The organism is Arsenicicoccus dermatophilus (genome assembly GCF_046267915.1).
Classification (GTDB): domain Bacteria; phylum Actinomycetota; class Actinomycetes; order Actinomycetales; family Dermatophilaceae; genus Arsenicicoccus; species Arsenicicoccus dermatophilus_A.
Genome location: NZ_CP176520.1, coordinates 981,985 through 1,000,747, shown reverse-complemented (window position 1 = coordinate 1,000,747; position 18,763 = coordinate 981,985). Strand labels below are relative to the sequence as shown.

The following is an 18,763-nucleotide window of genomic DNA, read 5'->3' as shown; positions in this document are numbered from 1 at the left end:
GACGACGTCCCAGGCAGCGTGTCAGGATCGACCAGCCACCCGACCGAGCTCCCGCGCCGCCTGCGGGGATTCGGGCGCGTCCAGCCCCGGCACCCCCATCTCGCGTCCGGGCCCCGCCATCCCCGTCCTCAGGAGCAGCACCGTGCCACGTCCTACCCTCGCCCATCGCCTCGGCGCCGAGTTCCTCGGCACCTTCTGGCTCGTCTTCGGCGGCTGCGGCAGCGCGATCCTCGCCGCCCACGTCATGCACAAGACCGACCCCGTCGACATGGGCATCGGATTCGTGGGGGTGGCCCTGGCCTTCGGGCTGACCGTCCTGACGATGGCATATGCCGTCGGCCACGTCTCCGGTGGCCACTTCAACCCGGCCGTCACCCTCGGCCTGACCGCGGCCCGCCGCTTCGAGGTCAAGGACGTCCTGCCCTACGTCCTCACCCAGGTCGTCGCCGGCCTCGTCGCCGGCGGTGCGCTCTACGCGATCGCCTCCGGCCGGCCAGGCTTCGACGCCGGCAAGGGCTTCGCCGCCAACGGCTACGGCACCCAGTCCCCCGGCGGCTACTCGATGACGGCGGTCTTCCTCTGCGAGCTGCTGTGCACCATGTTCTTCCTCTACGTCATCCTCGGGGCCACCGACGACCGGGCCACCACGGGCTTCGCGCCGATCGCCATCGGCCTGGGGCTGACGCTGATCCACCTGGTCTCGATCCCGGTGTCCAACACCTCGGTCAACCCCGCCCGCAGCACCGCCGTCGCGTTCTTCCAGGGCGGTGAGGTCGTCGCCCAGCAGTGGCTGTTCTGGGTGGCGCCGATCCTCGGCGCCGTCGTCGCCGGGGTGACCTACGCCGCGCTGACCGGCGTCGACCGCTCGCACCTGGACCTGGCCGGCGAGGCCGAGCGCGCTGCCGCCGCGGCCACCGAGGGGGCCACCCGCCGCGTCTGACGGCTTCTCGGCATACCCCTCCCGCACCCTGGACGGTCCTGGCACGCCCCAGGCCCACCCGGGGTGAGGCGTCTGCGGGTGGCTGATAGGTTCGAGAACATCCACCAGTCTTCGAGCGTGAAGGACTCTCTCGTGAGCGCTACCCCCGTCAAGGTCGCCGTCACCGGCGCCGCCGGCCAGATCGGCTACAGCCTCCTCTTCCGCATCGCCAGCGGTGAGCTCCTGGGCAAGGACACCCCGGTCGAGCTGCGTCTGCTCGAGATCACCCCCGCCCTCAAGGCCCTCGAGGGCGTCGTCATGGAGCTGGACGACTGCGCCTTTCCGACGCTGGCCAAGGTCGTCATCGGTGACGACCCCGAGGAGATCTTCGCGGACGTCGACTGCGCCATGCTCGTGGGCGCCATGCCCCGCAAGGAGGGCATGGACCGCGCGGACCTTCTCGCCGCCAACGGCAAGATCTTCACCGGCCAGGGCGCCGCGCTCAACAAGGTCGCCCCCAAGGCCAAGGTCCTGGTCACCGGCAACCCGGCCAACACCAACGCCCTCATCGCCATGAAGAACGCGCCCGACATGGCCCCGGAGCAGTTCAACGCGCTGACCCGCCTGGACCACAACCGCGCCAAGTCGATGCTGGCCAAGAAGCTCGGCGTCACGGTCGACGAGATCAAGGACCTGGCGATCTGGGGCAACCACGACGACTCGATGTACCCCGACCTGTTCAACACCCACGTCAACGGCAAGGCCGCGACGGACCTGGTGGACGAGGCCTGGATCACCGGCGAGTACATCCCCACCGTGGCCACCCGCGGCGGCGCGATCATCAAGGCCCGTGGCGCCTCCTCGGCCGCCTCCGCCGCCAACGCCACCATCGACCACATGCGCGACTGGATGCTCGGCACCGAGGAGATCGTCTCCATGTCGGTCCCGTCCGACGGCTCCTACGGCGTGCCCGAGGGCATCATCTCCTCCTTCCCCTGCCGGGTCCGCGACGGGAAGTACGAGATCGTCCAGGGCATCGAGCTCAACGACTTCTCCAAGGAGCGCATCCTGGCCTCCGCCGCCCGCCTCGAGTCCGAGCGCGACCAGGTCAAGGAGCTCGGCCTCATCTGACCTACCGCCGGTGGTCGGGTCCGCCGCGCTTCGTCGACCAGGCGGATCCGACCACCGGGGGCAGGTTTTCCACACGTTGCCGCGACCGGGCCCGCGTCGTCCACAGGGGCGGCGCGGGCCCTGTCGCGGGCTGCTCCCCCAGCGGCACCGTCGAGGTATGACGCGACCACCGCTTCCCCCAGAACCCGTCTTCTCGACCCAGCAGGCCTACGCCCTCGGGTGGACCCGGGACACGCTCGCCGAGGCCGTCCGCTCCGGGGTGTGCCATCGCGTCCTGCGCGGGTGGTTCGCGGCCGGCCCGACCCCGGCCCTGCGGGAGCTGCACCGGGAGACGGTCGTCGCGACCCACCTGGACCAGCAGGGCGCGTGGGTCACCTCCGGGCCGAGCGCCTGCTTGTGGCACGACCTCCCGGTCGACGACAGGGACCTCCACCGGGTGCTCGTCACCCGCCGCGCCGGGGCGGACGGGCAGCCGCCCCCGGCCCACGGCTCGACCACGTCGCGGGTGATCGTCCGGTCCCACGTCGAGCCGCAGGACGTGCTCGACGACGTCCCGGTGCTTCGCCCGGCCGCGGCTGTCGCGGAGTATGCGTTGCACGCGGGCATGTCGGTCGGTGTGGCAGCTGCCGACGCGGCACTCGCGCGAGGGCTGGTCACCGAGGACGATCTCGGGGACGCGCTGGCCCGTCGGTCGGGGCGGCGCGGGATCCGTGCGGTCACGACCCTGCCACGATGGACGGACCCGCTCGCCGAGAACCCTGGCGAGAGCAAGGCCCGCTACCGTCTGTCCCGGGCGGGGTTCCGGCTCGTGTCGCAGGTCTGGTGCGAGACCCCCGGTGGCGCCTACCGGCTGGACTGGTTGGTCGAGGGTACGGCGACGGGCATCGAGCTGGACGGGACGACCAAGTACCTCACCGACGACGGCTCTCTGCGAAGCGACCGCATCCGCCGCCAGCGCCGCAGGGACCGAGACTGCGCCGCGATCGGCCTGACGCTGGTGCACCTCACCTTCGACGACTTCCGGCTGGACGACGCCGGGCTGCGGGCGCTGGTCGAGCGGGAGGCCGGGGACGCGCTGCACCGACCCACCCCGCAGCTTCGCGGGCGCCGACGGGCGTGCTGAGCCGCGTCCCTGGGATCGCCATACCTGCCGGGGGTGGTCGGACTCGCCTGCACCACGATCCCCGGCGGACCCGACTACCGCCGGTAGGTCAGCGCGGGGGGTGCCAGTTGACGGCGTTGGCGCCGACCAGCACCACCAGGGCGAAGGCGAGGTACATGACCACGTCCAGGGCCCGCGGACGGATCGCCAGACCGCCCACCAGGGCGGTGGGCAGCACGAGCCGCAGGAGCGCAGCTCCCACGAACGACGCAGCCAGGATGTTGCCGCCGAGCCGGGGCGCCCCGAGCGCGAGGACCACCAGGGCGGCCACGCAGCCAAGCCCCAGCAGCCACCACAGGCCCAGGCGCCCCAGCCCAATCGAGGTCACGCGCGCCCGCGGGCCGAGCGCTCGGCGGACTCGACGATGTTGCTCAGCAGCAGGGCGCGGGTCATCGGGCCGACGCCGCCGGGGTTGGGGGTCATCCAGCCGGCGACCTCCATGACGTCGGGGTGGATGTCGCCCGCGACCTTGGACCTGCCGTCCTCGCCCGTCACGCGGGACACACCCACGTCGAAGACCGCGGCGCCCGGCTTGACCATGTCGGCGGTCAGGATGTTGTGGACGCCCGCGGCGGCGACGACGATGTCGGCCCGCCGGGTGTGGGCGGCCAGGTCGCGGGTGCCGGTGTGGCACAGGGTGACGGTGGCGTTCTCGGACTTGCGGGTGAGGATCAGCCCGAGCGGACGGCCCACGGTGATGCCGCGGCCGATCACGACGACCTCGGCGCCCTTCAGCGGGACGTCGTAGCGCCGGCAGAGCTCGACGACGCCCATCGGGGTGCAGGGCAGCGGGGCGGGAACGCCGAGGACGAGGTTGCCGAGGTTGACGGGGTTGAGCCCGTCCACGTCCTTGGCCGGGTCGACGCGGGCCAGGATCGCGGTGTCGTCCAGACCGGTGGGCTGCTGCACGAGGAAGCCGGTGCATCCCGGGTCGGCGTTGAGCTCGTCCACGACCGCCTCGACCTCGGCCTGGGTGGCGGTGGCCGGCAGGTGACGCTGGATCGAGGCGATGCCGACCTCGGCGCAGTCCTTGTGCTTGGCACCGACATACCAGGTGCTCGCCGGGTCGTCGCCCACGAGGACGGTGCCCAGACCGGGGGTGATGCCCTGCTCCTTGAGCGCGGCCACGCGCTCCTTGAGCTCGGACTTGATGGTGGCCAGCGTGGCCTTGCCGTCGAGGAGTGTCGCAGTCACGCCTGTCATCTTGCCACTCACCGCCGGCGCTGCGCCGTCACCCCCGCCCCTAGCGCGGCGAGCAGCGTCAGGCCCACGCCGAGCAGCAGCTGCGGTCCCACCTGGCCGCGCGTGGCCGGGGTCAGCAGATCGAGCAGGACCGCCGAGAGGAGCTGTCCGGTGAGGGTCATCAGCGCGGCGACGAGCACGCCGAGGTGCCGCACGACCACGGCCCCCACCCCGACGAAGACGAGGCCGAGGACGCCACCCACGAAGGCCCACCACGGCGCCCGCCAGGTGTGCGGCGGGTGCAGCTGCCCCCGGGCGGCGAGGACCGCGCCCCAGCCGGCGAGGGCGAGCAGGCCCCAGGTGAAGTTGATGGTGGTCGTGGCTAGCACGTCCCGGCTGAGCGCGTTGACCCGGCCGTTGATCGCCTGCTGAACGGCCATGCCGGCACCGGCCATCAGGGTGAGCACCAGGGGCAGCAGAGGTATGTCGGAGGCCCCGTGCGCCCCTCCCCTGGCCAGGGCCGCCACCCCGACCCCCACGAAGGTGAGCGACGCCGCGGCCACCCGCCACGCGGACACCGGCACCCGTCCTGCGGGGCCGAGGCCGAGCCGGTCGACGACCAGGGCGTTGGCGGTCTGCCCGCCGACGATCGCGACGGTGAACAGCGCGACGCCCAGCGTGGGCACCGAGGAGGACTGCACGGCGACGAAGAAGGCCCCGAGCAGACCGCCGAGGGTGGTCCACAGGCGCATCCGCCCGGTCCGCACCCCGCGCGCCACGCGCCGCAGGCCCGCGCGCACGCCGGGGCGCGTCAGCGCGAGGAGCAGGAGCAGCACCCACCCGGACACGAAGCTCCACAGGGCGGCGTCGACCGCGGACCCGAAGGTCCCGGCGAGCTCGGCGTTGGCCCGGGACTGGACGGACGCGAGGGCGCCCACGAGCAGGGCCGCGGCGGCCGACAGCGCCACGACCGGGCGCCCCTCGCGGGGTGCCCGGTCGCCGGTCGCCGCGGCGACCGCGGCGACCGCGGGCTCGTCAGTGGGCAAAGTGGCGGGTCCCGGTGAAGTACAACGTCACCCCGGCGCGCTCGCACGCGGCGATGGTCTCGTCGTCACGCATCGACCCGCCCGGGGCGACGATCGCCCGCACGCCCGCGTCGAGCAGGATCTGCGGGCCGTCGGCGAAGGGGAAGAAGGCATCGGAGGCCGCGACCGCGCCCTGGGCCCGCTCGCTCCCGGCCCGCTCGACCGCGAGGCGGCAGGAGTCGACCCGGTTGACCTGACCCATCCCGATGCCCACGGACGCGGCGTCCTTGGCGAGCAGGATCGCGTTGGACCTGACGGCGCGCACGGCCTTCCACGCGAAGTCGAGGTCCACCAGGGTCTGGTCGTCGGCGGACGGACCGGCGACGAGGGTCCAGTGCAGGGGGGCGTCCCCGTGCCCGGCGGTGGGCTTGTCGTCCTCGCCCGGCTCGACGACCGCGTCGATCCGGTCGGTCTCCTGGACGAGCAGCCCGCCGGAGATGGGCCGCATCTCCAGCGTCACGTCGGCGCGCACGTCGGCGGGCAGGCGCAGCAGCCGGATGTTCTTCTTCTGCCGCAGGATCTCCAGCGCCTCGGGCTCGAAGTCGGGGGCGGCCACGACCTCGGTGAAGATGTCCTTGACGGTCTCGGCCATGGCCCGGGTGACGGTCTGGTTGGTGGCGATGACGCCCCCGAAGGCCGACAGCGGGTCGCACTCGTGGGCTCGCCGGTGCACCTCGGCGATGTCGTCGCCGGGGCGGCCCACGGCGATCCCGCAGGGGTTGGCGTGCTTGACGATGGCCACGGCCGGCAGCCGACCGTGGTCGTGGGCGGCGCGGACCGCGGCGTCGGTGTCGACGTAGTTGTTGAAGGACATCGCCTTGCCGTGCAGCAGCTCGGCGGAGGCGACCCCGGATCCCTCGCCGCGGTAGAGCGCGGCGTGCTGGTGGGGGTTCTCGCCGTACCGCAGGTCATCGACCTTGGTCCAGGTCTGGCCGGTGAAGCCCGGGAAGCCGCCCCGCTCCCCCTCGGGGACCGGCACGTAGCGCTCGGCCATCCAGGACGCGACCGCCACGTCGTACGCCGCGGTGTGCGCGAAGGCCTGCGCCGCCAGCACCGTGCGCTCGTCGAGCGTGAAGCCGCCGTCCCGCACCGCCGCCAGCACGTCGGCGTAGCGCGTGGGGTCGACCACGACGGCGACGCTGGGGTGGTTCTTGGCCGCCGCGCGGACCATCGAGGGGCCACCGATGTCGATCTGCTCGATGCACTCGTCGGCGCAGGCCCCGGAGGCCACCGTCGCGGTGAAGGGGTAGAGGTTGACCACCACGAGCTCGAAGGGTGCGACCTCGAGCTCGGCGAGCTGGCGCAGGTGGTCGTCCTTGCGGGTGTCGGCGAGGATCCCGGCGTGCACCCGCGGGTGGAGGGTCTTGACGCGCCCCTCGAGGCACTCGGGGAAGCCGGTCAGCTCCTCGACCGGGGTCACCGGCAGCCCGAGGTCCCCGATCAGGCGGGCGGACCCGCCGGTGGAGACCAGCTCGACGCCCGCGTCGTGCAGGCCCCGGACGAGGTCCTCCAGGCCGGTCTTGTCGTAGACGGAGATGAGGGCTCGGCGGACGGGTCGACGCCCGAGATCGGTGCCAGACATGGATCGCTCCTGAGTGCGGTGGTGGTCTCGCGGGGCACCCAGGCGGCCGATGCCCACGCCGGTCACTCCCTGGTGGTGGCCCACCTGCGCCAGTCGTGTGCGGTCAGCCTAGCCGCGGTGCGGGGATGGTGGGTATGCCGGGAAGGGGTGGTCGGACGGCTCACGCCGTGCCCAGCCGGACCCGCCGTCCGTCGACCCGCCACCCGCCCCGCGCCATCCGACCCACGACGTCGACGAGCATCTCGCGCTCGGCGACCTTGATGCGTTCGTGAAGGGTGTCCTCGGTGTCGTCGTCGGCGACGGCGACCGCGCGCTGGGTGATGATCGGGCCGGTGTCGACCCCGGCGTCGACGAGGTGGCAGGTGGTGCCGGTGATCGCGACGCCGTGGGCAAGGGCGTCGCGGACACCGTGCGCGCCCGGAAAGCTGGGCAGCAGCGCCGGGTGCGTGTTGATGACCGGAGGGCCGGCGAGCACGCGCTCCCCCAGGATCCGCATGAAGCCGGCGCTCACCACGAGATCCGGGACGTGGCGCCCGATCTCGTCGGCGAGAGCGACGTCCCAGGAGGCGCGGTCGGTGAAGTCCCCGGGCCGGACGACGAAGGTCGGGACGCCCGCCCGTCGCGCCCTCTGCAGCCCGGCGATCCCGTCCCGGTCGGCGCCCACCGCGACGATCCGCGCGCCGAGCGTCGGGTCCGCGCTCGCGTCCAGCAGGGCCTGCAGCAGCGTCCCCGACCCGGAAACGAGCACCACGACGGACAGGGGAGAGGTCACGGGAGCGTCACTCACGGACAGCACCCTAGCCGGATGGGGGAAGATGGGGCCGTGCCTGCCGAACGCCACGACCGCCCCGCCCCGCGAGACCTGCCCCGGGACTCCCCGCAGACCCGCCGCGCCCTGGCCGCCGGCCAGCGTGCCACGACCCTCGTGCTGCTGGCCGTGCTGATGTCCTCGCTGCCCCACCCCTGGTCCCTGCTGGCCCTGGTGACCGCCCTGGGCGGGCTCGTCCTGGCCCTGCTGGCGACCACCTGGCAGGCGCGGGCGGGACGCTGGGGCTGGGCGGCCTGGCACCTCGTGGCCGTGTCCTTCGCGGGCTACCTGCTGTGGGCAGGCTCGCTCCAGGCGATGTATCCCGGCCAGGTCGCGAGCTGGTCCTCGTGCAGCAAGGCCGCGAACACCTATCAGGCGCAAGCCCTCTGCGACACCGCCCTCGGTCGGTCGACGCCGGCGTGGTTCTCCCGGGTGCTCGGGCTGGCCTGACCCAGGCCTGCCCGCGGCGGTGGCGCACACGGCCCGTCCCGATGACGGTGCCGTCCCGGCACGAGGCAGGCGCTTCGACGGCGCCTGCTCCAGGGCGTCATCGCGGTCCTGCGCTCGGCCGGCGCGCTGCCACCAGGGCCCTCGCCGAACCCTACGCAGCCACGCCTCCCGTTCAGCACCTGCCGGCCACGACGAAGAGGACTCCTGACGTGGAGGTCGTGCAGGAGAACGGACAGGCCCAGCGGCGGGTGATGGCGCCTCCGGGGTGGATGCCGGAGCGTCATGTCATCGAGGGGTTCGCGTCCCGGCACCAGAAGCGGTCTCGCTGCGGTGGAGCCTGTCGGCTCGTCCGGTCTCGGCCGCGGCCCAGCGGGCGTTCGTGACGAACATGGTCGGGTTCGCCGCCCGGGCCGGTCGTGACGGCCGCCTGGCCTACGAGGCGCTGTCGGCGGCCGATCCCTCGCCTGCCGGGGATAGACGTCTACAACAAGGCTCTGTGATGAGCCCGGCCACGACCGAGGGGCCCGTGCGGGTGGTGCTGCGCATGGGCCCCTCGGGCCGTCAGGAAGCCCTGGTCGACGACGTGCCGGTGATGGCGGCCATGGGCCAGTCGGTCAAGGACGCCGCGCTCGTGCAAGTCGCCCGGATCGCGTCGGCGCGCGGCCAGGGCGACCCCCGCGAGATCACCGCGGTGATCTGCGACGAGGACGAAGGCGGCCAGTGGCCCCTGATCGTGTCCGCGACAGGCCAGGTCCGCGCCGAGCTGCCACCCACACCCGCGGCCGAACGGTCTCGATGGCGACCCCCGGCCTGGAAGGCAAGCCTCGGGACAGGCCTGCCTCGTGTCTCCTGGCGGGGTGCTTCCCGTCTGGGCGCGTCGCCGGTGGCGGCCCGGCCGGGGCGCGGGTCGGCGCTGCTGATCGCGGGCGTGGCGGCGTTCCTGGTCGCTGCCCTGGTGTTCGCGGTGACCACCTTGACCAGGAACGACCCGGCCACGACCGTGAGCATGGGCTCGGGTGTCTACCCGGGCACGGCGCCGGGCGGGTTCACCGCTCAGGCGCGGTGGGTCACCCCGGCGCTGCTTCCCGGCGCCGGCCCGGTCGTCGGTGCCGGCGACCGGGCGTTCTTCGTCACCGCCGACCGGAAGGTCGTCGCCGTGGACGCCCAGAGCGGTGACGTCGCCTGGACCCGTGACCTGCCCGACGGCGTGCCACGCGGGGTCCTGGCCGCGACGACCGTGGCCGGGACGCCCGCGGTCGCGATCCACCTCGGTGACCACCTGTGCTGGTGGTCCCGCGACGACGGCCGCCCCCACCAGGTGGACCTACCCGTCCAGGGCGCGGTGTCCTACCTGGGTGACGGCCCCCTGATCGGCATGGACGCCTCCAGCGTCGCCGTCATCGACGACCAGGACCGGCTCCGACGCACCATGGTCCCCGCCGGGGCGCTGGCACTGGCCGCCCGAGCCGACGGGCGGGTCACCGCCGCGAGCAGCGCGGGCTGGTGGCACCTGACCCCCGGGCAGGCCCCCAGCCGGCCCACTCCCCTGGAGGTCCCCGACCCCGCCCAGACCGCACCCACGGCCAGACCGGTCATCGCCAGCTACGTGGGTGGGTCGATCCTGACGATCTGGCCCACCGACGCCCAGGGCAAGACCCACGCCGCGGTCTACCACGACGACGCCTCCTCGGTATGGCTGTCCTTCCGCGCCCCCCTGCAGATCAGCGACCCGAAGAAGCAGACCCAGCTGACCTGGACCCCCTCACCGGCCCGGACCTGGGGGATCCTCGGGCGCACCATGATCGACGTCAAGGGCGGACGCGCCGAAGACCTCGGAGCCTGGACCACCACCTTCGTCGGCATCGACCGCGCCCTGGGAACCGTCGCAGGACGACCCGCACAAGTCGGACCAGCCCTGCCCAGGACGACCCACACCCCCGGGACCGGGGCCCCCGAGACCGACACCCCAGCCGGCATCGGCATCCGCCACCAAACCGACGGCCACCAACAGGTCTACCTACTCCCACCAACCAACTAACCCACTCGAGGCAGAGACGGTGGAGGTGCTCAAGCCAAGACTCGAGCACCCCCACCGTCATCTTTCACCTCACCAAGCAGGCCCCACCGCGTCGGGCCCCAGGCGACGGCCAGCAACACCCGCGCGAGCAGCACTACGCGACGTCCATGACCCCGGCCCGGTGCTCCACGGTGGCTGCGTGGGCGACACATCACCTGACCATCCAGGTCACTTAGGTCACCTGATGCAGATAGTGAGGTTTTCTCACCAGGCGGCTGAGGTGCCGCGGAGGCGGCGCTGTGACCTGGCGCGACGGTCATCAGGTCGGTCCGATGGGGTGGTGCGGACGAGGCGGTGCACGGTGCGGCCTTCGTGTTGCGTCCCGGCAGGTCAGGATCCCGCCCCGCTACCGCAGCCCATCTCCTGGCGAGAAAACCTCAGTGCATCTATGGCACATAGGTCATAGCTGCGCCTGACATGACGTGACGAATGGTCTACGGAACGTGGAACCGGCGGGTAGGGCAGTGGCGTCTGTCACGGTGAGAGGGTCCCCGGCCGGGGGTCCTGAGACACGTTGGAAGTGAGGGGTTTTCATGGGTCGTGAGCATCAGGTGCTCGCGCAGGTACGGGACGCGGGGCTGGTGGACGTGGTCGCCGGCATGGCCGAGATGGGCGGCAACGTCGGCCAGCAGGACCTTGCCCACCTGGCCGGCAGCGAGGACGAGGCCATCGACGCAGGATCGACGCTCGCCGACCTCGGGCTCGTCGGGCCCGCGGTCCTGTCAGGAGAGCGAGGCCTGACCGCGCTGGGACACCGGGTCGCCAAGCTGATCCAGGAATCGCGGGGCCCGAACGGACCCGACCGCCACGAGGCCGTCGCCCGCGCCCTGCTGACCTGGATCAGCAGCAGCCCCCACGGCCGGTTGCAGTCCAGCGACTTCCTCGAGGACCCCGCTGCCACCGCCTTCGGGGAGCGCTTCGCCGAGCACGAGATCGAGCAGGCTGAGCAGTACCTCGTCGACAGTGGCCTGATCAAGGCAGATGAGGGTTTCAACGCCCGGTTCAACCTCAAATCCACTTCCCGCGGGAAGCAGGTCCTGTGGAGCGACCGACCCATCCATGAGCAACTGACCGGAGACCCGATGATGCCCCCCTCGATCACCAGCCATATCACCGTCGGCCGTGACATGAACGGCGTCGCCGTCGCCACCGGCAGCCACCACACCCGCCAGCACGCCTCGCAGACGACCATCACGGTCACCACCGAGCAGCGGCAGGCCGTGGTCGACGAGCTGCAGCAGATCCTGGACGGGCTGCCCGCCGACGCGCCGCAGGTCGCCCGCGAGGCCGTCTCCACGGCCCTGGCCGAGGCCTCCGACCCGCGGGCCACCAGCACGGTCGACGACATCAAGACCGCGGTCACGCAGGCCTCAGCGACCCTGGCCGCGAACGCCACCCTCCCGTGGATCGCCGAGCACGGCATGGGGCTCATGCAGCAGCTCGCAGCGGTGGCGTCCATGCTCGGCTGACCACCACCCGCTCGCCCGTCCTGCGCGCGCGAGGGCGAGACCTACCCCCAAGGCGCCCCGAGGAGAGCCCCATAGTGGGTTGACCAGCGGCATGACCAGCCCCGCGGCCACGGCAAGCACCGCGATACCCTGCCGGCTCCTTCCCGACCCCACCCCACCCAGGAGCCCAGCAAGGGGCATGCCCACCCACGACCAGCCACCAGCACGCCCCGGCACACCCCTGGCCGCACGCCCCACCAACACCGCCAGCACCACCAACGAAGCATCCGGCGCCGCCTCGCCGGCGGCGGCACTGCTGGGTCGCGCCCACCACCGGCACCGGACCACCCCACGCAGGCCTGGTCCTGGCCTGGCGACGCACCCCGACCGGGGCATGGCAACCCCGAGTCACCTACGTCGTCGACGACGGCCCCGACCCGGTCGTCGTCGCCCAGTGGCTCGACCCCGCCCTCGTGCGACCCGCCGGTGACTAGGGCGTGTCTCTTAATGCTGGTAGCCAGAGGGTGATGGCGCGTAGGAGGATGGCGGCGCGGTAGGTGAGGGCGAGCTTGTCGTAGCGGGTGGCGATGGCGCGCCATTGCTTGAGCTGTTGGAAGCTGTTCTCGACGACGTGGCGTTTGGCGTACAGGCCAGGGTCGGTCTTCGGGGGCCGTCCGCCCTTGGACCCGCGGCGTGTGCGGTTGGCGCGTTGGTCGCGGGGCTCGGCGATCGCGGTGGTGATCCCGCGCCGCCGGAGCAGCGCGCGGTGGGCTCGACTGGAGTAGGCCTTGTCGGCCATGACCGCGTCCGGTGTCGTGCGTGGGCGGCCCGGGCCTGGGCGCGGGACCCGTACGGCGTCGAGCAGGTTGGTGAACATCCGGCTGTCGCTGCCCTGACCGGGACCGAGCAGCACCACGATCGGGCGGCCCTGGCCGTCGCACAGCTGGTGGACCTTGGTCGACAGCCCGCCGCGTGACCTGCCGATGGCGTGGTCAGCCGGCTCGATCCGCTGATTCTTGTGATTCGACCGATCCCCCCGCGAGGCGGGTGGTGTTCGTCGCGTGCTGGTGGGCGCGGGTGATGGTGGAGTCGACCGCGACGTCCCAGTCGATGACCCCCGCCGCGTCCGCACGGGCCAGCAGAGCCGTCAGCACCCGGTCCCAGGTCCCGTCACCGGCGAACCGGCGGTGTCGCTTCCACACGGTCTGCCAGGGCCCGAACTCGCCCGGCAGGTCCCGCCACGCGATCCCGGTCCGGTACCGGTAGATGATCCCCTCGACCACGGTCCGGTGGTCACGAAACCGCCTGCCCCGCTTTCCGTCCGCGCACGGCATGAACGGCTCGATCAGCTCCCACTCGCTATCCGAGAGCACCTGCATCCGCGACATGACACCGACAATCGCGTGTCACCACGCTCACCTTTGGGAGACACGCCCTAACCCCACCGACCCCCGTCGGGCCGGGGGCGCGTTGGCCGACATGGTGTAGGCATGTGGAGGGGCCCCGGCCTGATCGCGTTGGGGCCGACCCAGCAGCAGTAGCATCCGGGCGCCAGCAGCAGCTGCCCCTCACCCAAGCAGTGGCTCTTGACCGCGACGAGGCGATCTTCCGCGGTTCAGTTCACGCTCTGGTGTCTTCATGCCCTACAGTCAGGGTCATACACACCGGCCCCTCTACCTCGGCAACGAGGCAAGGGCCGGTTTTTTGTTGGAGAAGAGACCTACGTGAAGCACCCGAAGACATACGTGGAGTACACGAAGCCGCACCTGACGTACAACGAGCAGGTGGACAGGCTGCGGGAGCGAGGGCTGGCCGTCCCTGACGAGGCCGCAGCAGTCAGGCTGCTTCGCACCGTGGGGTACTACCGGCTCAGCGCCTACGTCTACCCCTTCCGCGTCCTCCTTCCTGCGGGCGCGCGAGAGAAGGGCCACACCCGGTCCGAAGATCTGGTCGAGGGCGCGTCCATCGACCACGTCCGTGACTTGTGGGAGTTCGACCGGCGGCTGCGCCTGCTGGTCCTCGACGGCGCCGAGGTGATCGAGGTCGGGCTACGCGCACAACTCGCCTACGTGCTGGGCCGCCGCGATACCTTCGGCCACCTCAACGAGGCGTCGCTCGACCAGCAGCGGTGCAACAAGCCACGGACCGTCCAGGGACAGAAGCGCCGGGCCTTCGAACGGTGGCTCGCCAGGTACGAGGAGTTGCGCCAGCGGGCCCGTCTTGAGCCGTTCGTCCTCTACAACAGCCAGAAGTACGGGCCGGACAAGCTGCCCGTATGGGTCGCCGTGGAGTTCTTGGACTTCGGGGCAGCCATCCGGCTGTACGACCTCCTGCACGACGACGATCGCAACGAGATCGCCCGAGCCATGGGCTTCAAGACCGGCGCCACTCTCCACCCCGTCCTGCTGGCCTGCAGCAACACCAGAAACACCGCGGCTCACCACGGACGCCTGTGGAACCGGCCAGCCATCTCGACGCCGCGCGCCAAGATCTACGACGCCGGCCCGATGCTGGACGGCTGGGCCAGCCTCAAGCACAACTACATGTACGCCCAGCTCCTGCTGATGGCGTACCTCACGAGACACATCGACCCCACCTCACGATGGCCGATCCACGTCCGGGAACGGTTGTCCAAGTTCCCCGAGCTACCCGGCATCGAGCTCCACACAGATATGGGCGTCCCTTAAGGGTGGCAGGACCTGCCCGTGTGGAAGGACCAGCCGAAGTTCAAGTAGCCGTCCTGGACTGTTCTGAGGACCCGGCTCAAAACTGCCCCTCCCTGCACAGAGACGATTCACCTCACTGCGACAAGACTACCCAGCGAGTAACGTCTCAGATGCACCCCGATCGGGGTCGAACGTCTCGCATGGAGGCTCGACATGTCAACCATTCCCGCCCTTTCCGCATTACTTCTGACGCTTTCTCCTGCGCTCGGATCACAAGCCCACACCCACACACTTTCGGAGGCTTCCGACGGTTTTGAAGTCGTCTTCACCGGCGAGGTAAGAACCGACGACTCGGGAGAAATAGACTCGAAGGCATTGGCTCAGGCCGGGGTGGACGTCCTGGAAGCCCCAGGCAACGCAGACGAGACGCTGATCCCCGCCGGGGAGCCCGACGCCTCTCCCGAGCTGGCCGCAGATAAGCGATATAATATCGTCGCCCAGTGGAAGGACAAGCGTGGGCGAAATGTGGTTCTCCGCATCGGCGAATACTCCCTCCTGTCGGACCGTGGGTGGGGCCTGGAGAAAATTACTCGGAAGCACAACTTGAACGAGAGGACGACCAGGTTCGCAACCGCCCGATTTGAGCATGAAGACAACGGTGCGATGCGCACTGTTTTCAACAGGGCGAAGTGTCGAAAGGTGGGACCCATCGTCGTCTGCAAGGTCATCGAAAGGCAGTGGGTCAGAACTGTCGTGAACTTCAACGAGAAGCCGCCCTACCTCCCCAAGGGCGTAATTACGTCTTACTGCGAAGGGCATGACGGGGCATGTCCGGCATGGCTGAAGAAGGTGGTGTAAGTAGTGGCGGATCGCATCGAGCACCTGAGACTAGATCAGGTGCACCGAGGACAAGCCGTAGAGTTGCTAGGCGAGCCTCTGTCAGTGGGGCCCCAAGGGGGATCCATCCACCCAGGTCACCCCGGGCTGATCGACGGTGACGATCCGATGCACGTCATGATCTCCTGGTTTGGGTTCGAAGAAGACTTCGCAAGCCAAGCCGTCGGATTCAACGCCGACAAGACAGGAATATTCCCAGGACTAGGATCACTAACACCCAGCGAATACTCTCGACGATGCGCGGAGATCACCTCACACCGAGACACAACACTCTGAGTCTCATTCATATTGCTCGACCAGAAGTGTTCAGGCCAGAGAGGTATCACTCGTAGCGCCGCAGGCCACAGGGGGTGTTTCCGCCGTGAACCTGGGAGACGTTTCCGCAGGTCAGAGGTCGAAATAAAAAACTCCTTGACCCAGCGAGTCTTTCTTACCAGGAAATTAACGGCCGTAGCGGGGCCGTACTCTGAACTTTCGCGATCCGACATGAAAATCCCACGGTGCATCGCTCTGGTTCGCGCCGCTTCCCCAAGCCGGACCGATGTCCGTTGCGCCAGGTCACGACGCTGTGTGCGCGGCGCCGCGGTCGCCTGGTGAGAAAAGCTCGCTATTGACAGAACAAGATGGAGAAGAATCATGGTCTGGCACGACATGCTCTCGGACGAGTTCCACTGGATCAGGGCGCTCTGGACAGCGGGACGGTGATGGAGCATAGGTCGGTGGGGCCTTCGGGCGATCCGAGATCGCTGATGAAGCGGGGGCGGGGTGGCGTGTGGGCGCCCCACTGCCACTTCGTGATCTCGTCGTGGACTAAGGTCATGTCGGCGTCGCTCCACTGCGGGTCGGTGGTGGCGAAGAGGAGCTGGTCAGCGCCCAGCAGCGCGCATACTCTTAGGCGTCGGTGCAGGTCTTGGGTGCGGGTCTTTCCTGTGCCCAGCGTGGCCGTGGACTTGCCCTCGCCGATGATGAGCTCGCCGTCGACATAGCTGATCAGATCGATCTCCGCGATATGGCTGCCCGCTTCTTCGCAGAAGATGATCTCGCCGGTGTCGGCGTACTGCTCGGCGTGGGAGCGCAGGTAGGCCGCTGCCAGGAGGGGAACATCACTGTGTTCCCGGGCGAGGCCGGCGGCGAGGGGATGCGCGTCGTAGAACCAGACGGGTTCACCGTCTGGGCCGGGCTTCTTCCAGGTGTCAGCGGTAAGGGGGACATGCTCACCGCATCGGGTGCACTGGTTACCGCTGCCCAGGCTGTCGATGTCGTAGAAGTCAAGATGGGTGCAGTGGAGGCACTTGAGGAGGATCCCTCGGCGTAGCAGTCCCGAGCCGACGAGCTGGTCAACGAGGGGTCGAGCCTCGTCTCGTCGGTCTTCGGGCCAGTGAGAGGCGATCGTCGTGAATGTGAGCACCGCGCGTGTCCGGTCCAGACGGATTCCACCACCCGCGAGGAAGCTGTCGCGCCCACCCATGGGTGGGGTCGCGAACTGATGCAGGGCCGCGCGTATCGGGCTGTCTACGATGTCCGTCAGGCTGCCGCGGCCGCCGGCGAGCCGCTCCAGCAGCCGAGTCTTGTGCCCGACGCTCGACGGGGCCACTGCCAGACCCGCGGCCTTGGCTCGTGCCGCCACCCACTGCTCGAGCGTGGGCAGTCCGAACTGCGGGGTGACGAGTCGACGGTGCAGGGATGATCCGCCCAGGACGAGCCCGAAGTTGTGGACGCTGTAAGAGATCTTGCCTCGCGCGCACCGGACCAGCACCTCGCGCTGACGCATCCACTCAAGGTGGTGGCCCAGGAGGAGATCGCCGGCGTCAAGGCCACAACTGGTGGGAATGTTCAGGCCGGGGGCGTCGATGTCGACGAAGTACGGCCGCATGCCGACCTCGCCCAGGTCGGTTGCCGGCAGCGGCAGAGGAGCTGCAAGACGGCGGGACCCGTCCTCGATTACCTCTACCGGCATGGGGATGCGACGGTCGAACGTGAACCGATCAGCCAGGTGCGTCCGGCAGCCACTAGCGATAGCCGCCTCGACGGCACTGCCCGCGGTGCCCAGGTGCACCGGCAGCGGCTCGTTCTCGAGAGGGACGCCGTTGACGACGAGAGAGGGGTGGCGGGCGCTGCGGAGGAACTCAGCGCACTGAAGCAGGCTCACCTCGTCCAGGGAGATGGAACTGATGACCACCCGTCGATAGTCGGGATAGAGCTGCCCCGTGGATTCAGGGGCGTCGAGATAGGCGTCGAGGATGTTGATTCGGCGGAGGCTGTCCGTCTCTTGGGACCAGTCGGGGTGCAGCCACAGCGCGCCGCCCGTGGTGCGCTTGAGGATCATAGCCAGAGCAAAGTCGTCGGCCTCCGCGCCGGCGACGACCTCGAACCGCTCCGCAGGAGTTGTAACCCTGGATACCCAGGTGAGCCCTTCCATGGTTCGGTCAACCGCCGTGACCGGTGGCGTCGTCTCAGGGGCGTCATCGACCGCGTTCGCAATCTGGTCGAGGGCGGACTGGAGCCGGGACGCGTGCAGGCGGGGATTCCACATGGCCGCGACGACCCTTGCCGCCTCATCGTCAGACACCGGCGCGCCGGCCGGCTCGAGATCGTCGATCACCCCGATGTCAAGAGCCGCTGCGAGAGCCGCGGGCCCACGCCAGGCAGGAGGCATCGACACGACCTTCTCGCCTACAGCCGGCAGGGCAAGCGCTGTCCTGCCCGGGAGACCGTTGTCCATCAGGCGAAAGTGCGGCCAGAAGTCCTGGCCCTGGCTGACGTTAACGTGCAAGGGCGCACAGGCCTCCCGGAGCCCGCGGGCCGCCGCGACCGTCCCAGAGGAGGGACGCGCCTGTGGCGGGGTCCTCGTGATCTCGGGAGCAGCAGGTGCGCTACCACCGTCACCTGCCTCAGCCTGAGCGAGGTGCTCGATTCGGTCGTGATGTGTCAGCGCGATCACGTAGTCGGGGTCGTACAGCCTGACCGCATCGCGCAGCAGATCGCTGACCTGCCCCCCGTGGTGAGGAACCAGCACGAACCCGGCCCCACCCCAGGTCAGACAGAACTGGCGCAATCCGTCCAGCGCCCGCACCTCCCACCCCGGACCACCGTCGAAGACCGCAGCCACCCTCGGAGCCCGCAGGGCCATATCCACCGAGACGTACCCCAGCACGTTCTCCTGCTTCCCCTCCAAGCGCGTCATGAACTCATGCTGGCATGACCACACCCACGCGCGTCCCGAACCTTCACAAGACGGCCCAAGGCCCGCGACGGTCATCTTGGACAGGCAAAGAGAACCGGTATGGACAGCGCTGGCGAGATCGGTTTACAGCGCCTCGGGGGTCGTCGTCCGCGTTGCAGTTGGACGCTGGCCC

General features: G+C 70.1%; 15 protein-coding genes. 8 read left to right on the top strand and 7 right to left on the bottom strand.

What is annotated here, in order from left to right; translation table 11 throughout:
• Positions 1 to 142: 142 nt before the first annotated feature.
• From aqpZ to ACK2IS_RS05015, 3 genes are all read left to right on the top strand, one after another.
• A complete protein-coding gene (gene aqpZ, locus ACK2IS_RS05025) occupies positions 143 to 940 on the top strand; it encodes an aquaporin Z (protein ID WP_409485051.1) in 798 nt (265 codons plus the stop codon).
• Between the two features lie 132 nt (positions 941 to 1,072).
• Positions 1,073 to 2,050, top strand: a complete 978-nt coding sequence (locus tag ACK2IS_RS05020; RefSeq protein ID WP_409485050.1) for a malate dehydrogenase — start codon at positions 1,073 to 1,075, stop codon at positions 2,048 to 2,050.
• Positions 2,051 to 2,207: 157 nt separating this feature from the next.
• Entirely contained in the window at positions 2,208 to 3,173 is a 966-nt protein-coding gene (locus tag ACK2IS_RS05015; RefSeq protein ID WP_409485049.1) for a hypothetical protein, read from the top strand.
• Positions 3,174 to 3,261: 88 nt separating this feature from the next.
• Here the strand turns inward: ACK2IS_RS05015 and ACK2IS_RS05010 are convergent, their stop codons facing one another.
• The 5 genes from ACK2IS_RS05010 to purN form a co-directional block, all read right to left on the bottom strand.
• On the bottom strand, positions 3,262 to 3,540 hold the full coding sequence (locus ACK2IS_RS05010; protein WP_409485048.1) for a DUF3017 domain-containing protein: 279 nt from the start codon (positions 3,538 to 3,540) through the stop codon (positions 3,262 to 3,264).
• Entirely contained in the window at positions 3,537 to 4,406 is an 870-nt protein-coding gene (locus tag ACK2IS_RS05005) for a bifunctional methylenetetrahydrofolate dehydrogenase/methenyltetrahydrofolate cyclohydrolase (RefSeq protein ID WP_409485047.1), read from the bottom strand. Before ACK2IS_RS05005 ends, ACK2IS_RS05010 begins: the two co-directional genes overlap by 4 nt.
• A 17-nt stretch (positions 4,407 to 4,423) precedes the next feature.
• Positions 4,424 to 5,440 carry a DMT family transporter gene (locus ACK2IS_RS05000; protein WP_409485046.1) on the bottom strand — a complete coding sequence of 339 codons (1,017 nt, stop codon included), beginning with the start codon at positions 5,438 to 5,440 and terminating at the stop codon, positions 4,424 to 4,426.
• Positions 5,430 to 7,061: a bifunctional phosphoribosylaminoimidazolecarboxamide formyltransferase/IMP cyclohydrolase gene (purH, locus tag ACK2IS_RS04995; RefSeq protein WP_409485045.1), complete on the bottom strand. Its 1,632-nt coding sequence runs from the start codon at positions 7,059 to 7,061 to the stop codon at positions 5,430 to 5,432. Before purH ends, ACK2IS_RS05000 begins: the two co-directional genes overlap by 11 nt.
• Before the next feature lie 160 nt (positions 7,062 to 7,221).
• Complete coding sequence (gene purN, locus ACK2IS_RS04990) at positions 7,222 to 7,848, bottom strand: phosphoribosylglycinamide formyltransferase (RefSeq protein ID WP_409485044.1); 627 nt, start codon at positions 7,846 to 7,848, stop codon at positions 7,222 to 7,224.
• A 36-nt stretch (positions 7,849 to 7,884) separates the two neighbouring features.
• Between purN and ACK2IS_RS04985 the strand changes: the two genes are divergently transcribed.
• The 3 genes from ACK2IS_RS04985 (at position 7,885) to ACK2IS_RS04975 (ending at position 11,865) form a co-directional block, all read left to right on the top strand.
• The gene (locus tag ACK2IS_RS04985) at positions 7,885 to 8,319 is read left to right on the top strand and encodes a hypothetical protein (RefSeq protein ID WP_409485043.1); all 435 of its coding nucleotides are present in this window, start codon (positions 7,885 to 7,887) and stop codon (positions 8,317 to 8,319) included.
• Positions 8,320 to 8,818: 499 nt separating this feature from the next.
• Positions 8,819 to 10,357 carry a hypothetical protein gene (locus ACK2IS_RS04980; RefSeq protein ID WP_409485042.1) on the top strand — a complete coding sequence of 513 codons (1,539 nt, stop codon included), beginning with the start codon at positions 8,819 to 8,821 and terminating at the stop codon, positions 10,355 to 10,357.
• A gap of 572 nt (positions 10,358 to 10,929) precedes the next feature.
• A complete protein-coding gene (locus tag ACK2IS_RS04975) occupies positions 10,930 to 11,865 on the top strand; it encodes a hypothetical protein (RefSeq protein WP_409485041.1) in 936 nt (311 codons plus the stop codon).
• A gap of 469 nt (positions 11,866 to 12,334) precedes the next feature.
• On the opposite strand, the gene ACK2IS_RS04970 is transcribed toward ACK2IS_RS04975, so the two are convergent.
• A protein-coding gene (locus ACK2IS_RS04970) for an IS5 family transposase (RefSeq protein WP_409483857.1) occupies positions 12,335 to 13,232 on the bottom strand; the annotation gives its coding sequence in 2 pieces (ribosomal slippage) (positions 12,335 to 12,871 and positions 12,873 to 13,232; 897 coding nt in all).
• A 357-nt stretch (positions 13,233 to 13,589) separates the two neighbouring features.
• Here ACK2IS_RS04970 and ACK2IS_RS04965 point away from each other — a divergent pair.
• Both ACK2IS_RS04965 and ACK2IS_RS04960 read left to right on the top strand, forming a co-directional pair.
• On the top strand, positions 13,590 to 14,531 hold the full coding sequence (locus tag ACK2IS_RS04965; protein WP_409485040.1) for an Abi family protein: 942 nt from the start codon (positions 13,590 to 13,592) through the stop codon (positions 14,529 to 14,531).
• A gap of 192 nt (positions 14,532 to 14,723) precedes the next feature.
• Positions 14,724 to 15,368: a hypothetical protein gene (locus ACK2IS_RS04960; protein ID WP_409485039.1), complete on the top strand. Its 645-nt coding sequence runs from the start codon at positions 14,724 to 14,726 to the stop codon at positions 15,366 to 15,368.
• 715 nt (positions 15,369 to 16,083) lie between these two features.
• Here the strand turns inward: ACK2IS_RS04960 and ACK2IS_RS04955 are convergent.
• Positions 16,084 to 18,591, bottom strand: a complete 2,508-nt coding sequence (locus tag ACK2IS_RS04955; protein WP_409485038.1) for a hypothetical protein — start codon at positions 18,589 to 18,591, stop codon at positions 16,084 to 16,086.
• Positions 18,592 to 18,763 lie beyond the last annotated feature (172 nt).